General features: G+C 73.2%; 24 protein-coding genes and 2 pseudogenes. 14 read left to right on the top strand and 12 right to left on the bottom strand.

Annotated features, from left to right (window positions below; translation table 11 throughout):
- The first annotated feature begins 71 nt into the window (after positions 1–71).
- Positions 72–1,088 carry an MFS transporter gene (locus ACQPY4_RS23695; RefSeq protein ID WP_433324119.1) on the top strand — a complete coding sequence of 339 codons (1,017 nt, stop codon included), beginning with the start codon at positions 72–74 and terminating at the stop codon, positions 1,086–1,088.
- On the opposite strand, the gene ACQPY4_RS23690 is transcribed toward ACQPY4_RS23695, so the two are convergent.
- Positions 988–1,902 carry a LysR family transcriptional regulator gene (locus ACQPY4_RS23690; protein WP_433324117.1) on the bottom strand — a complete coding sequence of 305 codons (915 nt, stop codon included), beginning with the start codon at positions 1,900–1,902 and terminating at the stop codon, positions 988–990. The genes ACQPY4_RS23695 and ACQPY4_RS23690 overlap by 101 nt on opposite strands.
- A gap of 73 nt (positions 1,903–1,975) precedes the next feature.
- On the opposite strand from ACQPY4_RS23690, the gene ACQPY4_RS23685 reads away from it, so the two are divergent.
- Together ACQPY4_RS23685 and ACQPY4_RS23680 are read left to right on the top strand one after the other, a co-directional pair.
- Complete coding sequence (locus ACQPY4_RS23685) at positions 1,976–2,848, top strand: EamA family transporter (protein ID WP_433324115.1); 873 nt, start codon at positions 1,976–1,978, stop codon at positions 2,846–2,848.
- A gap of 9 nt (positions 2,849–2,857) precedes the next feature.
- On the top strand, positions 2,858–4,000 hold the full coding sequence (locus ACQPY4_RS23680) for a serine hydrolase domain-containing protein (RefSeq protein ID WP_433324113.1): 1,143 nt from the start codon (positions 2,858–2,860) through the stop codon (positions 3,998–4,000).
- A gap of 9 nt (positions 4,001–4,009) precedes the next feature.
- Here the strand turns inward: ACQPY4_RS23680 and ACQPY4_RS23675 are convergent, their stop codons facing one another.
- The 3 genes from ACQPY4_RS23675 to ACQPY4_RS23665 all read right to left on the bottom strand — a co-directional run bounded on the left by ACQPY4_RS23675 (position 4,010) and on the right by ACQPY4_RS23665 (position 6,235).
- A complete protein-coding gene (locus ACQPY4_RS23675) occupies positions 4,010–4,771 on the bottom strand; it encodes an SDR family NAD(P)-dependent oxidoreductase (RefSeq protein ID WP_433324111.1) in 762 nt (253 codons plus the stop codon).
- A 78-nt stretch (positions 4,772–4,849) separates the two neighbouring features.
- Positions 4,850–5,755, bottom strand: coding sequence for a hypothetical protein (locus ACQPY4_RS23670; protein WP_433324109.1), 906 nt, complete (start codon positions 5,753–5,755; stop codon positions 4,850–4,852).
- A gap of 84 nt (positions 5,756–5,839) precedes the next feature.
- Positions 5,840–6,235: a hypothetical protein gene (locus ACQPY4_RS23665; protein ID WP_433324107.1), complete on the bottom strand. Its 396-nt coding sequence runs from the start codon at positions 6,233–6,235 to the stop codon at positions 5,840–5,842.
- A 195-nt stretch (positions 6,236–6,430) separates the two neighbouring features.
- Here ACQPY4_RS23665 and ACQPY4_RS23660 point away from each other — a divergent pair, with 195 nt between their 5' ends.
- From ACQPY4_RS23660 to ACQPY4_RS23650, 3 genes are read left to right on the top strand one after another with little or no spacing between them, the layout of a single operon-like run.
- On the top strand, positions 6,431–7,213 hold the full coding sequence (locus ACQPY4_RS23660) for a GntR family transcriptional regulator (protein WP_433324105.1): 783 nt from the start codon (positions 6,431–6,433) through the stop codon (positions 7,211–7,213).
- A gap of 19 nt (positions 7,214–7,232) precedes the next feature.
- On the top strand, positions 7,233–8,594 hold the full coding sequence (locus ACQPY4_RS23655) for a hypothetical protein (protein ID WP_433324103.1): 1,362 nt from the start codon (positions 7,233–7,235) through the stop codon (positions 8,592–8,594).
- Complete coding sequence (locus ACQPY4_RS23650; RefSeq protein WP_433324101.1) at positions 8,591–9,520, top strand: carbohydrate kinase family protein; 930 nt, start codon at positions 8,591–8,593, stop codon at positions 9,518–9,520. Before ACQPY4_RS23655 ends, ACQPY4_RS23650 begins: the two co-directional genes overlap by 4 nt.
- 13 nt (positions 9,521–9,533) lie before the next feature.
- Here the strand turns inward: ACQPY4_RS23650 and ACQPY4_RS23645 are convergent, their stop codons facing one another.
- Entirely contained in the window at positions 9,534–10,160 is a 627-nt protein-coding gene (locus ACQPY4_RS23645) for a TetR/AcrR family transcriptional regulator (RefSeq protein ID WP_433324099.1), read from the bottom strand.
- 78 nt (positions 10,161–10,238) lie between these two features.
- Here ACQPY4_RS23645 and ACQPY4_RS23640 point away from each other — a divergent pair, with 78 nt between their 5' ends.
- The 3 genes and pseudogenes from ACQPY4_RS23640 (at position 10,239) to ACQPY4_RS23630 (ending at position 12,113) form a co-directional block, all read left to right on the top strand.
- Positions 10,239–11,666: a DHA2 family efflux MFS transporter permease subunit gene (locus ACQPY4_RS23640; protein ID WP_433324097.1), complete on the top strand. Its 1,428-nt coding sequence runs from the start codon at positions 10,239–10,241 to the stop codon at positions 11,664–11,666.
- Positions 11,663–11,830 (top strand): annotated as a pseudogene (locus ACQPY4_RS23635) (SDR family NAD(P)-dependent oxidoreductase); the annotation flags it as partial. The gene ACQPY4_RS23640 and the pseudogene ACQPY4_RS23635, both read left to right, overlap by 4 nt.
- A 100-nt stretch (positions 11,831–11,930) precedes the next feature.
- Positions 11,931–12,113 carry a hypothetical protein gene (locus ACQPY4_RS23630; RefSeq protein WP_433339252.1) on the top strand — a complete coding sequence of 61 codons (183 nt, stop codon included), beginning with the start codon at positions 11,931–11,933 and terminating at the stop codon, positions 12,111–12,113.
- On the opposite strand, the gene ACQPY4_RS23625 is transcribed toward ACQPY4_RS23630, so the two are convergent.
- Positions 12,114–14,423 (bottom strand): helix-turn-helix transcriptional regulator, encoded by a 2,310-nt coding sequence (locus tag ACQPY4_RS23625; protein WP_433324095.1) that lies wholly within the window; start codon positions 14,421–14,423, stop codon positions 12,114–12,116.
- 69 nt (positions 14,424–14,492) lie between these two features.
- Entirely contained in the window at positions 14,493–14,849 is a 357-nt protein-coding gene (locus ACQPY4_RS23620; protein WP_433324093.1) for a hypothetical protein, read from the bottom strand.
- A gap of 223 nt (positions 14,850–15,072) precedes the next feature.
- On the opposite strand from ACQPY4_RS23620, the gene ACQPY4_RS23615 reads away from it, so the two are divergent.
- Together ACQPY4_RS23615 and ACQPY4_RS23610 are read left to right on the top strand one after the other, a co-directional pair.
- A complete protein-coding gene (locus ACQPY4_RS23615) occupies positions 15,073–16,290 on the top strand; it encodes a DUF6801 domain-containing protein (protein ID WP_433324091.1) in 1,218 nt (405 codons plus the stop codon).
- Between the two features lie 121 nt (positions 16,291–16,411).
- Positions 16,412–17,137 (top strand): GntR family transcriptional regulator, encoded by a 726-nt coding sequence (locus ACQPY4_RS23610; protein ID WP_433324089.1) that lies wholly within the window; start codon positions 16,412–16,414, stop codon positions 17,135–17,137.
- A 9-nt stretch (positions 17,138–17,146) separates the two neighbouring features.
- Here the strand turns inward: ACQPY4_RS23610 and ACQPY4_RS23605 are convergent, their stop codons facing one another.
- The 4 genes from ACQPY4_RS23605 to ACQPY4_RS23590 all read right to left on the bottom strand — a co-directional run bounded on the left by ACQPY4_RS23605 (position 17,147) and on the right by ACQPY4_RS23590 (position 19,844).
- Positions 17,147–18,292: an acyl-CoA dehydrogenase family protein gene (locus ACQPY4_RS23605; RefSeq protein ID WP_433324087.1), complete on the bottom strand. Its 1,146-nt coding sequence runs from the start codon at positions 18,290–18,292 to the stop codon at positions 17,147–17,149.
- A gap of 70 nt (positions 18,293–18,362) precedes the next feature.
- Complete coding sequence (locus tag ACQPY4_RS23600) at positions 18,363–19,217, bottom strand: DUF4253 domain-containing protein (protein ID WP_433324085.1); 855 nt, start codon at positions 19,215–19,217, stop codon at positions 18,363–18,365.
- A 30-nt stretch (positions 19,218–19,247) separates the two neighbouring features.
- On the bottom strand, positions 19,248–19,427 hold the full coding sequence (locus ACQPY4_RS23595; protein ID WP_433324083.1) for a hypothetical protein: 180 nt from the start codon (positions 19,425–19,427) through the stop codon (positions 19,248–19,250).
- A 222-nt stretch (positions 19,428–19,649) separates the two neighbouring features.
- Positions 19,650–19,844 (bottom strand): hypothetical protein, encoded by a 195-nt coding sequence (locus ACQPY4_RS23590; RefSeq protein ID WP_433324081.1) that lies wholly within the window; start codon positions 19,842–19,844, stop codon positions 19,650–19,652.
- On the opposite strand from ACQPY4_RS23590, the pseudogene ACQPY4_RS23585 reads away from it, so the two are divergent.
- From ACQPY4_RS23585 to ACQPY4_RS23575, 3 genes and pseudogenes are all read left to right on the top strand, one after another.
- Positions 19,765–20,499 (top strand): annotated as a pseudogene (locus ACQPY4_RS23585) (sensor domain-containing protein); the annotation flags it as partial. The gene ACQPY4_RS23590 and the pseudogene ACQPY4_RS23585 overlap by 80 nt on opposite strands.
- Positions 20,500–20,642: 143 nt before the next feature.
- The gene (locus tag ACQPY4_RS23580; RefSeq protein WP_433324079.1) at positions 20,643–20,954 is read left to right on the top strand and encodes a sensor histidine kinase; all 312 of its coding nucleotides are present in this window, start codon (positions 20,643–20,645) and stop codon (positions 20,952–20,954) included.
- On the top strand, positions 20,942–21,592 hold the full coding sequence (locus ACQPY4_RS23575; protein ID WP_433324077.1) for a LuxR C-terminal-related transcriptional regulator: 651 nt from the start codon (positions 20,942–20,944) through the stop codon (positions 21,590–21,592). Before ACQPY4_RS23580 ends, ACQPY4_RS23575 begins: the two co-directional genes overlap by 13 nt.
- On the opposite strand, the gene ACQPY4_RS23570 is transcribed toward ACQPY4_RS23575, so the two are convergent.
- Positions 21,577–22,245, bottom strand: a complete 669-nt coding sequence (locus ACQPY4_RS23570; protein WP_433324075.1) for a TetR/AcrR family transcriptional regulator — start codon at positions 22,243–22,245, stop codon at positions 21,577–21,579. The two genes, ACQPY4_RS23575 and ACQPY4_RS23570, sit on opposite strands and share 16 nt — an antisense overlap.
- Positions 22,246–22,265 lie beyond the last annotated feature (20 nt).

Genomic DNA, 22,265 nt, shown 5'->3' with positions numbered 1-22,265 from the left:
GGGGCAGCTCGTGATCGGGCCGCTCAGCGACGCCTGGGGGGCGCAGGCTGCCGCTGCTGGCCGGTTCGGGCATGTTCGGCGCGCTGTCGCTGGTCTGCGCGCTCGCCCCCAACATCGTGGTGTTCGACATCGCCCGGCTGCTCCAGGGCGTCGCCGGTGGCGCGGGGCTGGTCATCGGGCGGGCGGTGATCAGCGACCGGTTCGACGGCACCGCCGCCGCGCGGCGGCTCTCGACGCTGAGCGTGGTCGCGATGACCGCGCCGGTGATCGCACCGGTCGCCGGGGGGCTCGTCCTCGGGGTGGGATCGTGGCGGCTGGTGTTCGTGGCGCTGGCCGTCGCCGGGCTGGCGTTGTGGGCGGCGGTGCGGGCGTGGGTTCCCGAGTCGCTGCCCGCCGAGCGGCGCCGGACCGGCGGCCTGGGCGCCGCGCTGGGGTCGATGGGCGGTCTGCTGCGGCGTCGCGACCTGGTCGGCCACCTCCTGGTCATGGGGTGCGCCCTGGGCGCCGTGTTCGCCTACATCACCGGGTCGCCGTTCGTCTTCCAGGACGTCTACGGCCTGTCTCCCACCGGCTACGGCCTCGTCTTCGCCGCCAACGCGGCCGGGACCGTGGCGGCCGGCGTGATCTTCGGACGGCTGGCCGGACGCGTGAGCCCGGGCGCCCTGCTCGCCGTCGGCGTGGCCATCACGGTGGCCTCCATGGTCGCGCTGGTGGCCCTGCTCGCCGCCGGGGTCAGCGCCTTCCCGGTCACGTGGGCCTGCCTGTTCGGCCTGACGTCCGGGTTCGGGATCCTGCTGCCCGCCTCGACCGCGACCGTCCTGGCGGCCGGACGCGACGCGCCCGGGGCCGCGTCCGGGCTGCTCGGCGGCGCCCAGTTCGTGCTCGGCGCCGCGGCCGCGCCTCTCCCCGGCATCCGCGGCGACACCACCGCGATGTCGATGGCCGTGGTGGTGCTGGGCTTTGTCGTCCTGTCCGCGCTGGCGCTGGTCACCCTTGCTCGTGGCGGTTCGCGGCGGTGTCGCGGAGGGCGGTCAGGCCGTGCGCGACGGGCGGCTGACGGTGACTGCCGCGCCGGACGCAGGCGATGATGCGCCGGGACGGGATGACCTCGCCGCGCAGCGGCACGCGGACGACCTCGTCCTCGGGAGGCAGGGGCGCCAGGCGGGGGACCAGGCCGATGCCGAAGCCCTGGGCGACGAGGGCCGAGACCGCGAACCACTCGTTGGCCTCGTGGGCGATGTGCGGGGCATAGCCCGCCGCCGCACAGGCCGTGAGCATGAGGCGGTGCTGGTCGGAGCGGTCGGGCGAGCCGATCCAGGGCTCGCGGGCGGCGTCGGCCAGGCGGGCCGTGCCGCCCGCCGCGAGGGGATGCGCGACCGGGACGAGGAGGTCCTGCGGCTCGTCGAGCAGGGGCCACTGGGCGAACCTGGCGTCGTCGGGCGCCGGGCTCCGCTCGGTGGGGATGATCACGGTGATGTCGACCGTGTGGGCCAGCAGCAGCGGCGCGGCGTCGTCGCTCTCCTTCTCGACCAGCCGGACGGTCAGGCGGGGATGCTCGGCGCGCAGGCGGGCGGCGGCCGGAGCCACCAGGGCGGCCAGGGCGCTGGACACGGCGGCGATGCGCACCTCGCCGGACGTCCCGTCCCGGTGGGCGGCCAGGTCGGCCTCGGCCCGCTCCCACAGGGCGTGGAGCCGGTCGGCATGGTCGAGCAGGGTGCGGGCGGCGGGGGTGAGCCGCACCCGCCGTCCCTGGGCTTCGAGCAGGACGAGGTCGAGGTCGCGCGCGAGCCCGCGGAGCTGCTGCGACACCGTGGACGGGGTGAGGTGCAGCGCCTCGGCCGCTGCGGTGACGGTGCCGCGCTCCCGCAGGACGCGGAGCGTCTGGAGGCGGGGGTCGATCATGTGGCCATTCAACACGATTCCCTGTGGAATCTTTCGATGGACCCGCACGATCGCGCGGATCAAGACTCGTGTCATGGCCGAATCCGAAGTCCCCGCGCCGATGCTGGTCCTCGGGAGCGTCGTCTCCGTCCAGGCGGGGCAGGCGTGGGGCAAGGGACTGTTCGCGGCGGCGGGGCCGTCGGGCGTCGTCCTGCTCCGGCTGGTGTTCGCCGCGCTGGCGCTGCTCGTCCTGCGGCGTCCCCGGCCGCCGGGCCGCGACGCGCTCGGGCTGGTCGCCGCGCTCGGGACGGCCATCGCCGGGATGCAGCTGATCTATCCGGCGATGGAGCGGCTGCCGGTCGGCGTCGCCTCGACGGTCCAGTTCCTCGGCCCGCTGACGCTCGCGCTGATCATGGCGCGGCGGGCGGCGGATCTGGTCTGGGCGGCCCTCGCCGGAACGGGCGTCGTGCTGATCTCCAGCCCGGTCGGGGTGCCGCTTCCCGCGACCGGCATCGCCCTCGCGCTGGGCTCGGGTGTCTGCATGGCGGCCTACCTGGTGCTCGTCAAGCGCGCGGGTGCGAGGGACGGCTCGCTCCTGCCCTGGGCGGTGCTCTTCGCGGCCGTGCTCAGCCTTCCCCTGGTCCTGGTCGCCGGGACGGTGCTGTTGCGGCCGGGTGTTCTGCTGGCCGGGCTCGGTGTCGCCCTGGTCTCGGCCGCGCTGCCGTGGTCCCTCGACCAGGCCGCGCTGCGGCGCCTTCCCGAGCGGGTGGTCGCGGTCATGGTGAGCCTCGAACCGGCCGCCGGGGCCGCGGCCGGGCTCGTGCTGCTCGGCGAGCGGCTCTCCTGGCCGCAGTGGGTCGCGATCGCCTGCGTCAGCGTCGCGTCCGCCGGGGCCGCCCTCTCCGGACGAGCGGCACCTGCGGGCCGTGGCGGCGGCGCTATTCCCAGGACGCCGCCCGCTGGGTAATTTTTGTTGGTGACGCCGATTCACGGACAGTGCGACGACCGTCTGGACGCTCTGCGCAAGGCCTTCGAGGCCGGATTCGACGAACGGGACGAGCTCGGGGCCGCCGTGACCGTGATGATCGACGGCCGGGTGGTCGCCGATCTGTGGGGAGGCGCCGCCGACCCGGCCGGAACCCGGCCGTGGGAACGGGACACGCTGGTCAACGTGTGGTCCACGACCAAGGGCGTGGCCGCGCTGTGCGCGCACACGCTGGCCGACCGGGGCCTCCTCGACCTGGACGCGCCCGTGGCGGCCTACTGGCCCGAGTTCGCCGCCGGGGGAAAGGCCGCCATCACCGTCCGGCAGCTGATGGCGCACCGCGCCGGTCTCTCGGCACCGCGGACCCCCACGGCGCAGGACGAGCTGTACGACTGGGATCTGATCACCGCGCGGCTGGCGGCGTCCGAGCCCTGGTGGGAGCCCGGCACCCGATCGGGATACCACATCTTCACCTACGGCCATCTGGTCGGCGAGCTGGTCCGTCGCATCGACGGCCGGAGCATCGGCGCGTTCCTGCGCGAGGAGATCACCGGCCCGCGCGGCATCGACTTCCACATCGGACTGCCCGCCTCCGAAGACCACCGGGTGGCCGAGCTGGTGCCGCCCCCGGTCCTGGGCGAGAGCGAGCTGGCCGTCATGTTCGCCCAGGCCGACCCCGTGGCCGTGGCCACGCTGACCAATCCCGCGCCCCGGCCCGAACAGGCCAACACGCTCGCCTGGCGGCGGGCCGAGATCCCGTCCGCCAACGGGCACGGCACCGCCCGCGCGGTGGCGCGCCTGTACGGCATGGCCGCCGGGCTCGACCCGGAGGCCGGGCTGAGCCCGTCCGCCGTGGCGCGGGCCCGCCAGGGCCAGGGGCGCTGCCTGGACCTGGTGCTGGGCACCGCGCTGAACCAGGAGACCGAGACCTGCCTGGGCTTCTGGCTCAGCACCGACGCCGCCTACGGCCCCAACCCGGACGCCTTCGGCCACGACGGCTTCGGCGGCTCGTTCGGCCTGGCCGACCCCGAGAACCGGGTCAGCATGGGCTACACCATGAACCGGATGGGCACCCAGATCGCCAACGACCCCCGCAAGAAGGCGCTGATCCAGGCCGTCTACTCGTCGCTGTGAGCCCGGCGGTCAGACCGCGGCGTCGCCGCCGTCCACCACGAGGTCGCCGCCGGTCATCCACGACGACTCGGCGGAGGCCAGGAACACGGCCGCGCCGGCGAAGTCGTCCGGGTGGCCGGGACGGCCCAGCGGGATGCCCCGCGACCGCTCCCGCCAGAGGTCGGGGTCGTCCCGCCACTGGTTGGCGTTGGCGTTGGTGGCGGTGAGGCCCGGGGAGATCGTGTTGACCCGGATGCCATACGGGGCCAGCTCGTAGGCCGCGCTTCGGGTCAGCATCGACAGCGCGGCCTTGCTGCTCTGGTAGTGGGCCATGGCGCTGACGGCCTTCGAGGCGCTGATCGAGCTGACGTTGATGACGCTCCCCGGCGCTCCCTCGTCGCGCAGCCGCGCGGCGAACGCCTGGGTGGCGAAGAACGGGAAGCGCACGTTGACCGCCATGACGCGGTCGTACTCGTCCGGCGTCAGGTCGAGATAGGCGGTCCTGGTCGTCGTCGCGGCGTTGTTCACCAGCACGTCGGCGCCGCCCAGCGCCCGGGCCGCCCCGTCCATCAGCCGCGCGACGCCGTCGGGGTCGGCGCCGTCCAGCAGCAGGTAGTCCGCCTCGACGCCGCGATCGCGCAGCTCGGCGCGGGTGGAGCGCGCGGCGTCCTCGTCCCTCAGCGCGGTGAAGAACACCGCGCAGCCCTCGCCCGCGAAGGCCAGGGCGATGGCACGCCCGATGCCGTTGGCGCCCCCGGTGACGATGGCTCGCTGCCCGATCATCCTGCCCATGAACGCACCCGCTTCCCAGAAGCCCGTTTCATGATCACTCTACGCGCGCAACCGGGAGATCCCCGCCCTCGGAACGCACTACCTCAGGGCGTGCTCCGCGTTGCGGACTTCGGTGTCGAGGCGGCGGCGGTGGTCGGTGAGCCGCCTGAGGTCGCGCGCGACGAGCCCGCGCTGCTCGGCCATGTCGGCGGCGATCCAGACGCGCACGAAGCCGGACTCCTGCTTGCACGCCACGTCCCACAGCGCGCCCCGGCGCTCCCGTGACGACGGCGGGACCCCCTTGCGCGCCTGTTCCCGCGAGGGGCGCGGGCCCGCCGCCCGCTTCTGCCCCCAATAGCGGAAGGGACCCTCCACCGGATCGTCGATGCGGTAGCCCTGCCGCTCCATGCACCGCTTCCATTCCCCGGCCGCCCTCTTGACGGCGGGATCGTTGCGGGAGGCGCGCAGCGCCTGCTCGTCGAGTGCGGGGATGGGGCTTTTCGCGCCGGTGGCGACGCCCTTTCGCAGGGTCCGTTCGGCGGCGCCCTCGCAGCCGCCGACCGGAAGCCCCGCGATGCCGGCCTTGCGTCCCTGCGGCGAGGCCCCGTTGACGACCAAGAACGTCCGCGATCCGGCCTCGATCTCGCTCTGCCAGTGGGCAGGGCGTGCCAGTGGGATGCTCGGAGAGTACGCCCAGGTCCGCGCCAGGCCGGCATCGGCGAGGCCGTACCGCTCGCCCCGAGGGGGACGCGCGGGCCCGGGACGCCGGGCGGGGATCTCGGCGCCGAACCGGCGGGCGCACCGCTGGGTGAGCAGGTGCCGGGCCCGCGCCAGCGTGACCGCCTCGGTGTCGGTGAGATCGAAGGCGTCCAGCGGGTATCTCAGCTTGTCGAGATCGGGCGCCGCCTGCGCGGCGAGCTTCGGCGTCCCGGGGCTGGTTTCGCCGCAACCGGCGCCCACGAGGCAGGCGGGCAGCATCAGGACGGCAATCGCACGGCGAACCACGGTGAACTCCTGGATGAGTCGAGGGAGGCCGCCGGGCCGGGCCCGCATGACCGGCCCAGCCCGGCGGCGGCTAGCTGGAGATCCTCACGGACAGAAGATCGTCGCGGTCGCGCTCCGGTCGTTCTCCCAGGTCGCGACCTGGCGGTGGCCCGTACCCGGGTGGGTGCCGAACGCGTAACGGCCCGCCGAGTCGTACACGTGCGCGTAGGCCCCGCCGTACTGGGCGTCGTTGTACGAGCTGACCGCGTTGTACAAGGGCCCCCTGAACCGCTGAGGTCCGCACTGGTGCATGCCTTGGATGGGCTCCTCGCAGTGCGAGTCGCGGTAGAAGATGACCCACCCGCGGTCGGGCAGGATGCATCGCGCCGCCCCGGCGCGGTCCTTCTCGCTGTCGGCGGACGCCGTGGACGTGGTGGCGACGGGCCCCGCGATGGCGAGCACCAGCGCCGCGGCGGCGGTGATCGTTCTCCGTCTGGACATTTTGGTCCTTCCCCTCTGGTGGTGACGCACGGGTTCGATGACACCAAATCCGTCTGGCGCGGCTCTGACGCCGCCCGGTCCTGCGGCGCGGCAGGTCAGGAGGGGCACCGGTGGGGCGCGGAGGCAAATGCGGCGGCAACTCTCCGTGACCGGGAAACCTGGCATAACTGGATATGACCAGATATGCTCAGTTTCATGCTCCAGGTCGACAAGGGATCTCCGGTGCCGATGTACCAGCAGCTCAAGGACCAGGTCCGGGCGCTGGTCGACAGCGGGCGCCTGACCGCGGGCACGCGGCTGCCGTCCGAACGGCGGCTCATCGCCGAGGTCGGGGCCAGCCGCATCACCGTGCGCCAGGCGCTGCGCGACCTGGTCGCCGAGGGCTACCTCACCAGCGCCGCGGGCAAGGGGTTCTTCGTGGCCGGACGCGCCGCGCCGCAGGATCTCAACGCCCTGCTCAGCCACACCACGGCCATGCGGGCCGTGGGCGTGCGGCCCAGCAGCCGCGTCCTGGCCTGCCTGGTCCAGCCCGCCTCGCCCGCGACCGCCGCGGGACTCGGCCTGGCCAGCGGCGCGGACGTCGTCCACCTGGTCCGGGTCCGGCTGGGGGACGGCGTCCCCCTCACCCTGCAACGCGTCTGGCTCCCGGCCGACCTCGTCCCCGGCCTGGTCGAGGTCGATTTCACGCACGCCTCGCTCTTCGAGCAGCTGCGCGAGCGCTTCGGCATCCGCACGGCCCGGGCGGAGACCACGGTCGGCTCCCGGATCGCCGACGCCGACGAGGCGGCCGCGCTGGAACTGCCCGACCCGCCCGTCGCGCTGACCGTCGACCAGGTGACCTACGACGACACCGGACGGATCGTCGAGCTGTCGCACTCCCTGCACCACCCGCGGCGCCTGCCGCTGCGCATCACCCACACCACGACCGAGGCGGGGCACGCCGCCGCCGTGACCGCCGGGCCGTCCCGGCACGCCTGAACCCGCGACGGAGGACCTCATGGGAAACGACAAGCTCGTCCTGGTCGGCGGCGGCGGAGTCCGCGGCCCGCTGTTCGTCGAGTCGGCGGCGCGCCGGGCCGGCGAGCTCGGCCTGGCGGAGATCGTCCTGCTCGACATCGACCCCGAGAAGCTCCACCTGCTCGGCGCCGTGTCGGCCCATCTCGCCCGCGAGCACTCGCCCGTCCGCGTGGTCGCCACCACCGACGCCCACCGGGCCCTGGCCGACGCCGCCTACGTCGTCACGACGATCCGGGTCGGCGGCGACCGGGGACGGGTCGTCGACGAGCGCGTCGCCATGCGGCACGGCGTCCTCGGCCAGGAGACGACCGGGGCGGGCGGCTTCGCCATGGCGCTGCGCTCGGTACCGGCCGTCCTCGGCTACGCCGACCTGCTGCGGCGGCTCAGCCCGGACGCCTGGCTGTTCAACTTCACCAACCCGGCCGGGCTGGTCACCCAGGCCCTCGTCGACGCGGGCCACGAACGGGTGGTCGGCATCTGCGACAGCGCCAACCTCGCCCAGCACGCCGTCGCCGCCCATCACGGCGTCGACCCCAACGGCCTGCGGCCCGAGGTCTACGGCCTGAACCACCTCTCGTGGGCCCGCGCCGTCCGGGACGCCGACGGCCGCGACCTCATGGGACCGCTGCTGCGCGACCCCGCGTTCCGCGACGCCACGCTCCAGCGCTTCTTTCCGCCCGAACTGACGGAGCTCACCGGTACCTGGATCAACGAATACCTGTATTACTACTACTTCGCCGAGCAGGCCGTCGCCCAGCTCGGCACCGAGACCAGGACCCGGGGCGAGGAGGTCGGCGAACGCAACGCCGCGCTCCTGGCCGAACTCGCCGCCATCGACCCCGAGCGGCACCCGGGCCGGGCCGTCGAGGCCTACCGCGCCTATGAGGCGGGACGCCGCTCGACCTACATGAAGTACGCCGAACCCTCGTCCGCCCAGGGCGACCGCACCTTGGGGGAGGGCACCGAAGGCTACGCGGCGGTCGCCCTCGACCTGATCGCGGCGCTGGCCGGAGGCCCGGCCCGGCACACGGCGGTCAACATCCCCAACGCGGGTTGCCTCGGCGCCCTGGAGCCGTCCGACGTCGCGGAGATCAGCGTCGTCGCCGACGCCGAGGGCATCAGGCCGCTGCCCATCGGCGAGGTCCCCGAGCCCCAGGCCGGGCTCATCCGCCAGGTCAAGACGTTCGAACGGCTCACCGTCCAGGCCATCCGCGACCGCTCCCGGACGCAGGCGGTGCGCGCGCTGATGGCCCATCCGCTCGTCCTGTCCTACAGCCGGTCCGCCGCGCTGGTCGACGACTATCTCGCCGGGCACCGCGACCACGTCGGGGAATGGCGATGACCGGGTTTCCCGCCGACCGCTCCGTCCTGGTCGTCGGCGACTACTACGCCGACCTGGTCTTCGGCGGCCTGCCCCGCTGGCCCGAACCGGGGCACGAGATCTTCGGCACGTCGTTCCTGACCCTGCCCGGCGGCGCCTTCACCCACCAGCGGGCCCTGCACCGCCTCGGCGTGCCCGTCCGCTGGGCCGCCGCGCTGGGCGACGACGCCTACAGCGCCCTGGTCCTGCGCGCCGCGGCCGACGAAGGTCTGGACACCTCCGCGTACCGGACGCACGACCGCCCGGTGCGCAACGTCAGCGTCGCCCTCTCCCACGACGGCGAACGCGGCTTCGTCTCGCACAAGGACCCCGTACCGCCCGCCGACGCGTCCGCCGCGATCCGCGCCCACCGCCCGTCGTGCGTCCTGCTCACCGAACTCCCCACCGGCGAGACCGCCGGACCCCTGTTCGCGGCGGCCCGCGAAACCGGCGCCGCCGTCGTCCTGGACTGCCAGCACATCGAGGCGACCCTGGACGACCCGGCCGTCGCCGCGACGCTGCCGGCCGTCGAGGTCTTCCTGCCCAACGCCGCCGAGGCCCGCGCCCTGACCGGCCGCACCCGCCTGGACCTCGCCCTGGACGCCCTGGCCGACGTGGTGCCGACGGTGGTGATCAAGAACGGCCGCGAGGGCGCGCTCGCCGCGTCCGGCCCGCAACGGGTCTCCGTCCCCGCACCGGCGATGGCCGTCGTCGACACGGTCGGCGCCGGAGACTGCTTCGACGCGGGCTTCGTCGCGGGCCACCTCTACGGCCTCGGCCTGCGCGACAGCCTCCGCCTGGCCGTCCTCTGCGGCTCCCTCTCGGTCACCGGCCCCGGCGGCACCGCCGCCCCCACCCTGGCCGAAATCCGGCAGCACACGCCAGACCTGACCCCCTGGGCCTCCTGAGACGCGGTCGCGCTCAGGCGTCCGGGGCGCCGAAAGCGGTGAGGAAGGTGGTGACGGTGGCACGGGTGATCTGGCGCAGCTCGGCGTCGTCGAGCCGGCGGGTGCCCATGAGCGAGCGGGCCTCCAGCGGGCCGGTGAGCAGCGCCATGAACTGCTCGGCCGCCTGGTCGGGATCGGTCAGGCGCAGTCGGCCGGTGAGGGCGAGCCGCGCCAGCCGGTCGGCGAGGGCCTGGTTGAGGCGGTGCGGGCCGTGCTCGGTGACGATGCCGAGGACGTCGGGGAAACGGATGATCTCCGCGTAGAGCAGCCGCCGCAGCGCGCAGGAGCGCTCGTCGGTGTGCAGCAGCAGGAGGCGGTGGCCGACGTCCTCCAGGACGGCGCGGAGGTCGGGGCCGGCTTCGGTGAGCGGTTCGAGCGCGGCGAGCCGCCGGTGCAGGGCGGTCTGGGCCGCGGCCCCCATCGCGTGCCGGAACAGGGTGGCTTTGTCGTTGAGGTGGTTGTACACCGTGGGTTTGGCCACGCCCGACTCGTCGGCGATCTCCTGCACGCAGGCCTGGGCGTATCCCTGACGGGCGAACACGGTGAACGCGCCCTCCAGGATCGCCTGCCGCTTGTCGATCCGTCCGCGCGACACAGTCATGCCCTCACTGTACCCGCTGGTTCATATTCATGGACCCGCTGGTTGTCAGTGAACGCGCCGGATAACTATGTTGAACCCATGAGTTCAAACAACGATCGCCTGGATCCCCGGCTGCTGGTGATGATCGCCGTGGTCCTGCTCGGCGGGTTGCTGGGCATCCTCAACAGCACGATGGCCGCCGTCGCCACCGGCGACCTGGCCGCGCGGTTCGACACCTCGCTCAGCACGGCGGGCTGGGCCTCGACCGGCTTCCTGCTGGCGGTCACCGCCACCATCCCGTTCACCACCTGGGCGGTCGACCGGTTCGGCGGCAGGCGGCTCTGGCTGGCGGGCCTGGCGGTGTTCACGGCCGGGTCGCTCGCCGCCGGGCTGGCCTGGAACACCGGCAGTCTGATCGCCTTCCGCACCCTGCAGGGGGTCGGGGCCGGGCTGCTCGACCCGCTCGTGCTGATCCTGCTGGCGCGTGCCGCCGGTCCGGCCCGTGCGGGACGGGTGATGGGCCTGATGGGCGTGGTGCTGTCGCTGGGGCCCGTGCTGGGGCCGATCGCCGGGGGAGCCGTCCTGAGCGGCCTCTCGTGGCGGTGGATGTTCCTGCTCAGCGTGCCCGTCGGGCTCGTCGCGTCCCTGCTGGCGCTGCGCGTGATACCCGCGGACTCTCCGGACGCCGGTGTTCGCACTCGGCTGGACGTCGTGGGCCTGGCCCTGCTCGCGCCGGGCTTCACCGCGCTCGTCCTGGCCCTGTCACAGACCGCCGAGCAGGCGGCGTTCACCGCCTGGCAGGCGCTGCTGCCGCTGGCCCTGGGCGTGGTGCTGCTGATCGGGTACGCCGTCCACGCGTCCGGCACCCGAAGGACGCCGCCGCTGGTCGACCTGCGGTTGTTCACCGCGCGCGGCTTCACCGCGAGCGTCACCATCATGGGGCTGGGCGGCCTGGCCAACTTCGCGGCGCTGTTCGCGCTGCCGCTGTACTACCAGCAGGCGCGGGGGCACGGCGTGCTCGCCGCCGGGCTGCTGATGGCGCCCGCGGGCCTGGGCGGCGCGATCGCCATGCCGCTGGCGGGACGGTTGTCGGACCGGCTCGGCGCCCGGGGCCTGGCCTGTGGTGGCGCGATCCTGGCCCTGCTCAGCGCGTCGGCCTTCACCCGGATGGGAACCGGGACCGCCGAGGCGTGGCCCGTCCTGGCCGCCCTGACCCTCGGTCTGGGGATGGGCTGTTTCAGCGCCCCCACGATGGGGTCGCTGTACCGCGCCCTGCCGGGTCCGATGGTGGCGCAGGGCAGTTCGGTGCTCTACATGCTCAACCAGCTCGGGGCCGCACTCGGAGTCGCCCTGGTCACGCTCACGCTGCAGACCTCCGGCGATCCGGTGTCCGGCTTCCACGGCGTCTTCTGGCTTGTCACCGCGGTCCTCCTGGTCATCCTCACCGCCGTCCCGCTGCTCCCCGGCCGCCCCGCCGCGCGCGCCGTCCACGACGAAACCGTCACGTCCGGAAAGGCGTCCCGATGAACACCATCGTCATCACCGGCGGCACCGACGGGATGGGCCGCGCCCTGGCCCGTACCTACCTTGAGCGCGGCGACACCGTCGTCATCGTCGGACGCTCCGCCGCCAAGGCCCTTCCCGGGGCCCATTTCATCCAGGCCGACCTGAGCCTGGTCGCCGAGAACCGGCGCGTCATCAACGAGATCAACGACCGCTTTCCGGCCGTGCACGCGCTCGTGCTGTGCGCCCGGTACTTCCGTTCCACTCGGCTCGTCACCGCCGAGGGCGGTGGAGCGGGGCATCGAGCCGATCATCGCCCGCGTCGACTCCCCACCCGCCGAGCCGCTCAGCGCCTTCACGCCGTCCGGCCGGATCAGTGTGGACGACCCGTCCTTCGCCCCCGACGTCGCCGCCCGGATCGAGGCGCTGACCCGCAAGATCCTGGGGCAGGGGAGCGCTGGCGTCCGGTGATCAGGCCCGCCGCATGGGGCGGGCGGTTCGGGTGGCGAACCATGCGGCGACCTGGACTCGGTTCTGGAAGCCGAGCTTGACCAGGATGTTCTGGACGTGGGTGTCCGCCGTCCGCGGCGAGATGAACAGGCGCGCCGCGATGTCGCGGTTGGACAGCCCGGCGGCGACCAGTTCGGCGATCTCCCACTCGCGCTTGGTCAGGTCGTCGGGCCGGACGGCGTCGGGCGGCGGGTCGGCCTCGCCGAGCGCGAAGCGCAGCGTCCGCTCGGTGGTCAGGGCGCGCCCGGCGTCGAAGAGCCGCTGGAAGCGCTCCGGGCCCAGGGCGTCGAGCGTGCTCCGCTTGTGCTTGCCGTGCGGGGCCGGTACGGCGATCGAGGGGGTGGAGCCGATGGCGTCCCACTGTTCGGCGGCCGCCCCGAACAGGGTCGCGGCGCGTTCGTGGTCGCCTCGCCGGGCCGCGACCCAGGCCAGGGACTCCAGGTGGTAGGCGTCGCCGAAGGGGGTCCGCAGCGCCTGGACGACCTTCAGGCCCTCCCGGGCCGAGGCGGCCGCCGCCTCGACGTCGCCGTGTTCGACCTCGACGGAGGTCGTCCCGAACAGCGCCACGCCCCGGTAGCTGACCTCGCCGTATGACTCGCTCAGCGCGATCACGCGCCGCAGCGCCCGGCGGGCGGCCTCCAGATCGCCGTGGTCGGCGATCGACATCCCGTACTGGTACAGGGGGAACAGCGCGTGCCGGACGTCGCCGAGCTCCTCGAAGGCGTCCGCCGCCGCCTTCGAGAGCGCGGCGGCGGCCGGATCGCCGCACACCATCGCGACGAAGCCGCGGGCCCCGGTCACGAAGGCCCGGGCCCGTTCGTCGTCGCTGCCCGGAGCCGTCTCGGCCTCGTCGAGCCGGGCCAGGGCCAGATCGAGCCCGGCATGGAACAGCGCGTGCACCGCGCAGACGGCCAGAGCCCGCGCCCGGCCGGGGTCATCGGGCGAGGCCGCCGCCAGGGACCGGTCCAGCCACTCGCGGGACTCCAGGCTGACGCCGACCGTCGTCCAGCACTCGTGCAGCCGGGACGCGATCCGCAGCGCCACGCCCGCGTCCTCGGGGTCGGCCATGCACCGGTCGAGGGCGGCCCGCAGGTTCGCCCGCTCCAGCCGCAGCCGATGGATCCAGGCCACCTGCCGGGGGCTCACCCACTCGGCGTCGGCCGTCGCCGTCAGCCGGTCGACCCAGTCCCGGTGACGCCGCACGGCCGCCGCGAGCGCCCCCTCGTCCTCCAGCTTCTCCTGGCCGTACTCGCGCAGGGTCTCCAGCATCTGGTAGCGGACGATGCCGTCCCGCTCGTCGCGGACCAGCACGGACTTGTCGAGCAGCCCGTCGATCGCGTCCAGCACACCGTCCGGCGCGACCTCGGGCCCCGGGCACACCTGCTCGGCGGCGTCCAGGTCGAAGGACCCGGCGAACACCGACGCGCGCCGCCAGACGCCCCGCTCGGCGGCCGAGCACAGCTCGTAGCTCCAGCCGATGGCGGCCCGCAGGGTCTGGTGCCGGTCGGGCGCCGTGCGCGGCGCGACGGTGAGCAGGGCCAGCCCGCCGGCGAGCCGGTCGGCGATCTGCTGCGGCGACAGCACCCGGATCCGCGCCGCCGCCAGCTCGATCGCCAGCGGCAGCCCGTCGAGCTGGCGGCACACCCGCACCACCGCGTCGCAGTTGCCGGTGGTGATCTGGAAGGACGGCTCCGCCGCCGACGCCCGGTCCAGGAACAGCCGCACCCCGTCGTACTGGTCGATCTCCGCGGGCGAGCAGGACCTGTCGGCGGGCGGCACGGAAAGCGGCGCCACCCTCATCACGGTCTCGCCCGCGACGCCCAGCGACTGGCGGCTGGTCGCCAGCGACGCCACCCGAGGGCACTCCGCCAGGACCTCGGCGGTGAAGGCGGCGCACGCGTCCACCAGCTGCTCGCAGTTGTCCAGGACGAGCAGCAGCTCACGATCGCGGAGGTGATCCAGCACGGCCCGGACGACCGGCTGCCCGGACCGGTCCTGCAGCCCGAGACGGTCGGCGATCAGGTTGGGCAGCAGCGCGCCGTCGCGCAGCTCGGCCAGCCCGACGAAGACCGCTCCGTCGGCGAGCCCCTGGGCGACCGTCGCCGCCACCATCGTGGCCAGCCGCGTCTTGCCGACCCCGCCGGGACCGATCAGCGTCACCAGCCGTCCGGCCCCCAGCGCCGAACGGATCTCGCCCGCCTCCCGGCGTCGTCCCACGAGGCTGGTCATCGGGCCGGGCTGGACCATCCGCGCGGGCACCTTCCCTGACATGCTGTAACGGGAAGATCACGTTATCCGACCCACCCGCGGGACGCACCCCGCATGGCGCGGATCGATGGTTCAGCGAGTCGGTTCCGGTGCGGCGGACAGGTTCCTCAGGCAGGACCGCAGGACGCCCTGTGCTTTACGGGGGTCGTACCCAGGAGGCGGGGACGAGGGCGTGCCGTTGGGCGCGATGGGGATGCCGTGACGCCGCATGCACTTCACCAGCGCCGTGACGGCGCTGGGCTGGGGAGCGGGCGTCGCGGCGGGTGCGCGGGTGGCGGGGCTCGGGGACGCGAGCGGACGGGTGGCGGACGGTGTCGCGGTGGGCGTGGCCCCCTGGTCGCGCGGTGATCCGCCGTCCGAGCAGGCCGCGAGCATCAGCGCCGCGGCCAGGGCCGCGGCCGCCCTGGTCCGGCTCCCTGCGATCGGCATCTGTCGGCTCCTCTTCTCGACGGCACACGGAAGGAGAACCAACAGTAGACATACGACTGTGGATTCACTGTGCAAACAGTTGCTAATCACGTGCGTCAAACTCGCGCCCCACTGCGTGGCGCCGGCCCGCGGCCGTGGAGGACGGTGAGTCTGCCAAATCACCACTGGCGTACCTGTGAGGTGACGACCGTCCATGAAACGCAAACAGCAAGGTTCAGGTGACGTGCGGCGAGGCCCGCGCGTGCTCATGGCCGCGGCCGCCGCGGCGCTGTGCGCGGTCACGCTGGCCGCCGCGCCCCCGGCCGGTGCGCTGCCGCGGGACAACGTGCCCGAGGTCGGGGTGGACACCGGACGCTTCAAGCTGCCGATCGCCTGCACGATCACCCTGGGCGGTGTGCTGCCCGTGCTGTACCTGCCGCTGGACGTGGACGTGCAGGGCGTCGCCCCCGTCCAGCTGGGACCGGGGCAGGAGTTCTGGCTCACCCAGGGATCGGGCAGCATCACCTTCCCCTCGTGGCTGACCTCCCTGGCGCCGATCCTGGGCCTCGACAAGGCCGACGCCACGATCACCGATCTGACCATCGGCGCGACCACCTCGACTCCCGAGGCCATCAACATCGCCAAGGACGAGCCCCTGGAGATCAAGGACATCCCCATCGAGGCGGGCAAGCCCCTCAAGGTCGGCCTGCCGGTCCAGGGCACCTTCGAGGTCGGCCCGTTCAAGGCCGCCCAGAGCGGCGCCACCACGCTCGGGTTCAACGCCGCGGTCGCCGAGGTCCAGCTCAAGTCGCGGCTGGGATTCAGCCTGCCGGTCAAGGCCGACTGCAAGCCCTCCCAGGGCAACGCGCTGCTGAAGCTCGGGATCGGCCCGGGGGCGGGCCATCTGCCGGGCAAGATCACCGGAGCGCCGCTGAACTACCCCGAACCGGCCTCCAACGAGCTGGTCGGCATCATCAATGCCCCCTACCGGTGCACCCTCGACGGCGAGCCGCTGGACATCGGCGTCGCGGTCGGCGCCAACATCCCCCTGACCGTCAAGCGCGGCGGTTCGTTCTCCTTCACCCAGGCCTCCGGCGCGCTGACGCTGCCCGCGGCGACCGTCAACAAGCTCCTCGACAAGGGCTACACCAGAGCCTCGGGCAAGGTCACCAAGCTGAACCTGATCTCCGAGGGAGGCGTCCCGGCGACCCAGAACGTCGCCGCGGCCGGCATCGACGTCCCCGAATTCCCGCTCGTGCGCGACAAGAAGGTCGTGCTGTCCCTGCCCGCGAACGGCACCCTGACCGCGGGGCCGTTCAAGCCCGCCGACGGCGCCGGGACCGTGGCGATCCTGCTCGGTGAGGCCCAGGCCGACTTCACCTTCAACGGCGGCACCAAGGCCACCGGCACCTGCGGCACTCCTTCACCCAAGGTCTATCTGGTCGAGAACCCCGTGACCTGATCCAGTACGTCCGGCGGGGCCCTGGAAGCGGCACACCGCTCCCGGGGCCCCGTCCCGCCCGGAATCCGCCACACCGTGCGTACACTGTCCCGACAGTGGCGGGACGGCAAGGTGGAGCGGTGTGGTGACAGGCAACGCGGTCGACGGGATCACCGAACGGATCGCCCTCCAGATCGCGTCCGGCCAGCTGAAGACCGGCGACCCCCTGCCCTCCATCCGCAAGCTGGCCGAGCAGTACCACGTCAGCCCGGGCAAGATCCAGCAGGCCCTCGGACGCCTGCACGCCGCCGGATTCGTGCGACCGCGGCACGGGGTCGGCGTCATCGTCTGCGACATCCAGCTGTACGGCGGCGTCGAGACCTGGCGGTACCTGCTCCGCTTCTCCAGCAAGCTCCCCGACCTGGCCATCCACAACGTCAGGGAGATCCTGGAGACGCTCCACCTCTTCTACCAGGCCGCCCTGATGAAGATCGCCAACGATCCCGGCGCCGTCGACGCCGCCCCCGCGCGCCGCGCGGTGAACCAGCTGCGCCTGCTCGCCGCGACCGAGCCCGCCCGCCCCGCCGACGTCCACGACAGCGTGCTGCACATCCTGCGCACCATCCACGCCTCCCTCGGCGCGGGCATCGTCCAGGGCCTGCTCAACACCCTGGGCGGCACGCTCGCCGACGCACCCGAGATCCTCGAATCGCTCTACAGCGACCCGACCGAACACCTCTACTTCTGGGACCAGGTCGTCACCTCGATCGAGACCGGCGACGTCGAACTCGGCCAGCGGGCCCTGGACCTCCTCCAGGACTGGCACACCCAGGCCCTCGACCGCCTCCGCACCCACCTCACCCCCTGAGGGGCGCGTTCAGAGGCCGGCGGAGCGGCCGATGATCTCTTTCATGATCTCGTTGGAGCCGGCCCAGATGCGGGTGACGCGGGCGTCCATCCAGGCTCGGGCGACGCGGTACTCCTTCATGTAGCCGTAGCCGCCGAAGAGCTGGACGCAGCCGTCGATGATCTCGTTCTGGACCTCGGAGGTCCACCACTTGGCCTTGGAGGCGTCGACCGAGTCCAGGTCGCCGGTGATGTGGGCGGCCAGGCACTGGTCGACGAAGGACTGGGCGACGTCGAGCTTGGTGATCAGCTCGGCGACCAGGAACTTGTTGTGCTGGAAGGCGCCGATCGGCTGGCCGAACGCGGTGCGCTCCTTGACGTAGGCGATGGTCTCGTCGAGGACGCCCCGGGCGTGGGCGATGTTGCCGATGGCGCAGGAGAGGCGCTCCTGGGGGAGGCGCTCCATCATGTGGATGAAGCCGCGGTCGAGCTCGCCGATCAGGTGCGAGTCCGGGACGCGGACGTTCTCGAAGAACAGCTCGGAGGTGTCGGCCTCGGGCTGACCGACCTTGTCGAGCTTGGTGCCGCGGGTGAAGCCGGGCATGCCCGCCTCGACGCCGAACAGGGTGATGCCCTTGGCGCCCCGGTCGGGCGTGGTCTTGGCGGCCACGATGATCAGGTCGGCATGGCCGCCGTTGGTGATGAAGGTCTTGGAGCCGTTGATCACCCAGGAGTCGCCGTCGCGGACGGCGGTGGTCTTCAGGGCCGCCAGGTCGGAGCCGCCGGACGGCTCGGTCATGCCGATGGCGGTGACCAGCTCGCCGGAGCAGAAGCCGGGCAGCCAGCGCTTCCTGGCCTCGTCGGTGGCCAGCTCCAGCAGGTAGGGCGCGCAGATGTCGATGTGGATGCAGGCGATGGAGTTGTAGGCGATCGCGACCCGGGCCAGCTCCTCGCCGACCACGGCGTTGAAGCGGAAGTCGCCGGAGTCCTGCCCGCCGTACTCCTCGGGGACCTGCATGCCGAGGAACCCCTGGCGGCCCGCCTCCAGCCAGAACTCGCGGCGGATCATGCGCTCGGCGCGGATGTCCTCGTCCAGCGGCAGGAGCGTGCGCTCGACGAACTGCCGGACGGACTCGCGGAACAGTTCGTGGTCGGCGTCGAAGACGGTGCGGCGCATGGCGGCTCCTGGGTGGTCGAGGCGGTACACCGCCAGTCTACTGAGGAGTAGCTTACGGTGCCGTAACCCCTCAGTCCCACCAGAAGGACCAGTACCGCTTCCCGCGCAGTTCCTCGGCGTACCCGGCCAGCGTGCCCGGCCCCTGGAACAGGATGTCGGGGCAGAACGCCCAGTGCTCGGCGGCGACGTGGAGGGCGTGGCGCGTGGTCACCGGGGGAGCGGCGACGCTCAGCTCCAGGGTGTTGAAGCCCAGGCCGACCACCCGGACGCCGAAGCGCTCCTCCCAACTGCGCACGACGGCGGCCAGGGGCGCGGTCCACTCGTTGTGGTTGAGCGCGCCCTGCCAGCCCACGGCGGCCAGCGCGTCGGCCCCCCGGTCCACGGCGACCAGCCCGAGGGACGGGCCGCGCTCGGCCAGGACACGCGCGTGGTCGTCGGCCAGGGCGTCGGGATCGGCGATCCGGCCTCCCCGGGGGGCGAGGCCGGGGCAGTGCTCGCCGAAGGGGGCCAGGTTCGCCAGGTCGACGTCGTCGGCCTGCTCGGCCCACTCGGTCCACACCTCGTACATGAACGCGGTGGGCTCGAAGGCGGCGATGTCGGCCAGCGGCTCGGGCGCGATCTGCCCTGCGGCCCACGGCTGGTCGGACTCGTCCATCAGCAGGGGCCACAGCCCCGACCCGGGGTGCTCGGCCCGCAATCGGGGCCACAGGTCGGGCGGCACCGGGTCGTCGGTCAACCAGAAGGCGGGACGCGTCGTGAGCCGGTTCTGGCGGTACCCGGGGTCGGGCCAGACCACGTCTCCGGCGGGCAGCCCGACCGACAGCGCCCGCCCCGCGGTGGGTTCGGCGAACAGCTGTGGCAGGTCGTCCGGCAGCCCGTGCCGGAGTTCGAGGTCATCCATGTCGCGCCATTCCGTACAGATCATGCCAACACCGATCATGGCACTCCGGAGATGTTAACGGCCCCGGCGGAGGGCGCGGATGGTCTCGACGAGGAATGCGAGGATCAGCAGTCCGACGAGGACGCTGAGGACGATCTGGGCGGCGCCACCCGGGTCGATGACGCCGACGACGACCTCGGCGATCAGCAGCGCGAAGAACAGGGGCAAGTACAGGGCTTTCAGCAGAGCTTTCATCAGGGAGTTCCTTGTCCTCGGGGGTTCCGGCGGACCACGGCGCGGGCCGGGAGCAGGGTCGCCGCGCTCAGGACGGGTGAGATCGTGCGCAGCGGGAGCCCGGTGACGGCGCTGGCGAAGGCGAGGAGGGTGACCGCGGTGATCAGTATGCCGGTCGCCGGCCGGGTCGGCTTCCCGCCTGCCCGGGCGCAGCGGGAGGGGGCGAATTGGGGGTGTAGCCCGCTACACCGTGATCCGGGGGGACAGGTCACTGCGCGCGCCGGAACGACCCAATACCGTGGCCGGGGTGAGGGCCATGAGACGGGCGATCGTCCGGAGCCGGGACGCCACGTTCCAGGTGGTGGGGAACCTGCGCACCGCGCTGCCCGCCTTCGTGGCGTACCCGGTCGTGGTGGGCGTGGTGATCCTGTCGGTCATCCTGGTGGCCCTGCCGTGGCTGCCCGAGGCCGTGCGGCCCATGCGCGCGCTCGCCGACTGTGAGCGTCGCCGCGCGGGCCGGGTGCTCGGCCGCGAGATCCCCGCCCCCTACCCGCCCGCGCACGGGTCGTCCTTCGCGCAGGCGCTGCGGGTGTTCCGCTCGGCGTCCACGTGGCGCGACGCGGTCTGGACGATCGCGCACGGCACCACCGGCGTGATCGCCGCCGTCCTGGCGGTGGGACTGTGGCCGTCGACCGTCTTCACGCTGTCGCAGCCCCTGTGGTGGTGGGCGGCGCCGGAGGGCTCGGTCTCGGCCTTCATCGTGATCGACGGCTGGCCCAAGGCCCTGACGATGCCGTTCCTCCAGGCGGGCCTGAACGTTCTCGTGCTCTGGCTGGTCGTGCCGCGGATCCCGCGCTGGCAGGCCAGGCTCGCGGAGTTCCTGCTGCGCCCCACGCGGCGCAGCAGCCTGACCGAGCGGGTCGAGGTGCTGACCGAGACCCGGGCCGAGGCGCTCGAGGCGCACGGGGCCGAGCTGCGCCGCATCGAGCGCGACCTGCACGACGGCACCCAGGCGCAGCTGGTCTCGGTCGCGCTCCGGCTCGGGCTGGCCGACCGGCGCTTCGCGGACGATCCCGAGGCCGCGCGGCGCCTGTTCCTGGACGCCCGCGACGGCATCGAGGAGGCGCTGACCCAGCTGCGCACGGTGTCCGGGGCATCTACCCGCCGATCCTGTCCGACCGCGGGCTGCCCGGCGCGATCCGCGCGCTGGCGGCGGCGCCGCCGCTGCCGATCGAGGTGGAGATCGAGGACGGCGGGCGCCGCGCCCCCGCCGCGATCGAGGCCGCCGCCTACTTCGTGGTCGCCGAGGCCCTCACCAACGTCGCCAGGCACAGCGGCGCGTCACGGGCGCGGGTGTCGGTGCGGCGGGCGGGCGAGCGGTTGCGGATCATGGTGCGCGACGATGGGAAGGGCGGGGCCGATCCGAGCCGGGGCAGCGGACTGGCGGGCATCCGCCGCCGGGTCGCGGCGCTGGACGGCACCACCCGCATCGACAGCCCCGACGGGGAAGGGACGACGCTCGAGGTGGAGCTTCCGTGCGGATCGTGATCGCCGAGGACAACGTCCTGCTGCGCGAGGGCCTGGTGCTGCTGCTGACCGGCGACGGGCACGAGGTGGCGGCGGTGGCCGGTTCGGGGCCCGAGGTGCTGCCCGCGCTGCTGGAGCACCGGCCCGACGTGGCCGTGCTGGACGTCCGGCTCCCGCCCGGGTTCCGCGACGAGGGCCTGCGCGCGGCGATCGCGGCGCGCGAGGCGCTGCCGGGCCTGCCGATCCTGGTGCTCTCGCAGTACGTCGAGGAGACCTACGCCGCCGAGCTGCTCGCGGGCGGCGCCGGGGGAGTCGGCTATCTGCTCAAGGACCGGGTCTCGCGGGTCGGGGAGTTCCTGGACGCCCTGCGGCGCGTGGCCGCGGGCGGCACGGCGCTCGACCCCGAGGTGGTCTCGCAGCTGATGACCTCGCGCCACGACCCGCTGCAGGCGCTGACGCCGCGCGAGCGCGAGGTGCTCGCGCTGATGGCGCAGGGCCTGGACAACGCCACCATCGCCGCCTCGCTGGTGATCACCGAGCGCTCGGTCAGCAAGCACATCGGCGGCGTCTTCACCAAGCTGGGCCTGCCGCCCGCCGACGGCGGCCACCGGCGCGTCCTGGCCGTGCTCGCCTATCTGAACGGCTACCTCAACGGCTGACGGCCCGCGTGGGGCGCGATGCCGTCCAGCAGGTAGGTCAGGCCCTGGGCGAACGCGGCGTCCCAGTCGTGGCCGCTGAGATGACCGTGGGCGGCGAGGCTGGGGTACAGGGACGCGTTCAGGCGCAGATGCTCGTCGGCCGCCTCGCGCACCGCGGCCTCGGTCGATGACGCGACCTGCATCAGCGCCGACCCGATGACGTAGTTCGACAGCCCGTAGGCGGCGGCCACCAGTTGCGGGCCCCTGAGCCCCGCGCCGACCAGCGTGGCGTGCAGGAACTCGGTCCGCGCGAGCACGTTCGGCCCCAGCAGGGGGCGGCCGAGCAGCGCGGCCGACCACGGGTGGCGCAGCATCGCGGCCCGCCACCCCTCGATCAGGGCGGCGACGTCGGCGCGCCAGTTCACCCCGCGCGCGGGCACCCTGACCTCACCGAAGATCGCGTCCAGCGCGAGGTCGACGACGTCGTCCTTGGTCTTGACGTGCCAGTACAGGGTCGTGGAGCCGGTGCCGAGCCGCTCGGCGAGCCGCCGCATGGTCAGCCGCTCGGGTCCTTCCTGGTCGAGCAGGGCCACGGCCTCCTCGACGATCCGCTCGCGGCTCAGGGGCGGGGCGCCGCGCCCCCGTTTCGGCCGCAGCCACACGCTCTCGGTCATGGGAGCCGACTCTAGTACAT

This window comes from Spirillospora sp. CA-294931 (assembly GCF_050946795.1).
In the GTDB taxonomy this organism is placed as follows: domain Bacteria; phylum Actinomycetota; class Actinomycetes; order Streptosporangiales; family Streptosporangiaceae; genus Spirillospora.
This window is presented reverse-complemented; position numbering and strand designations above follow the sequence as displayed.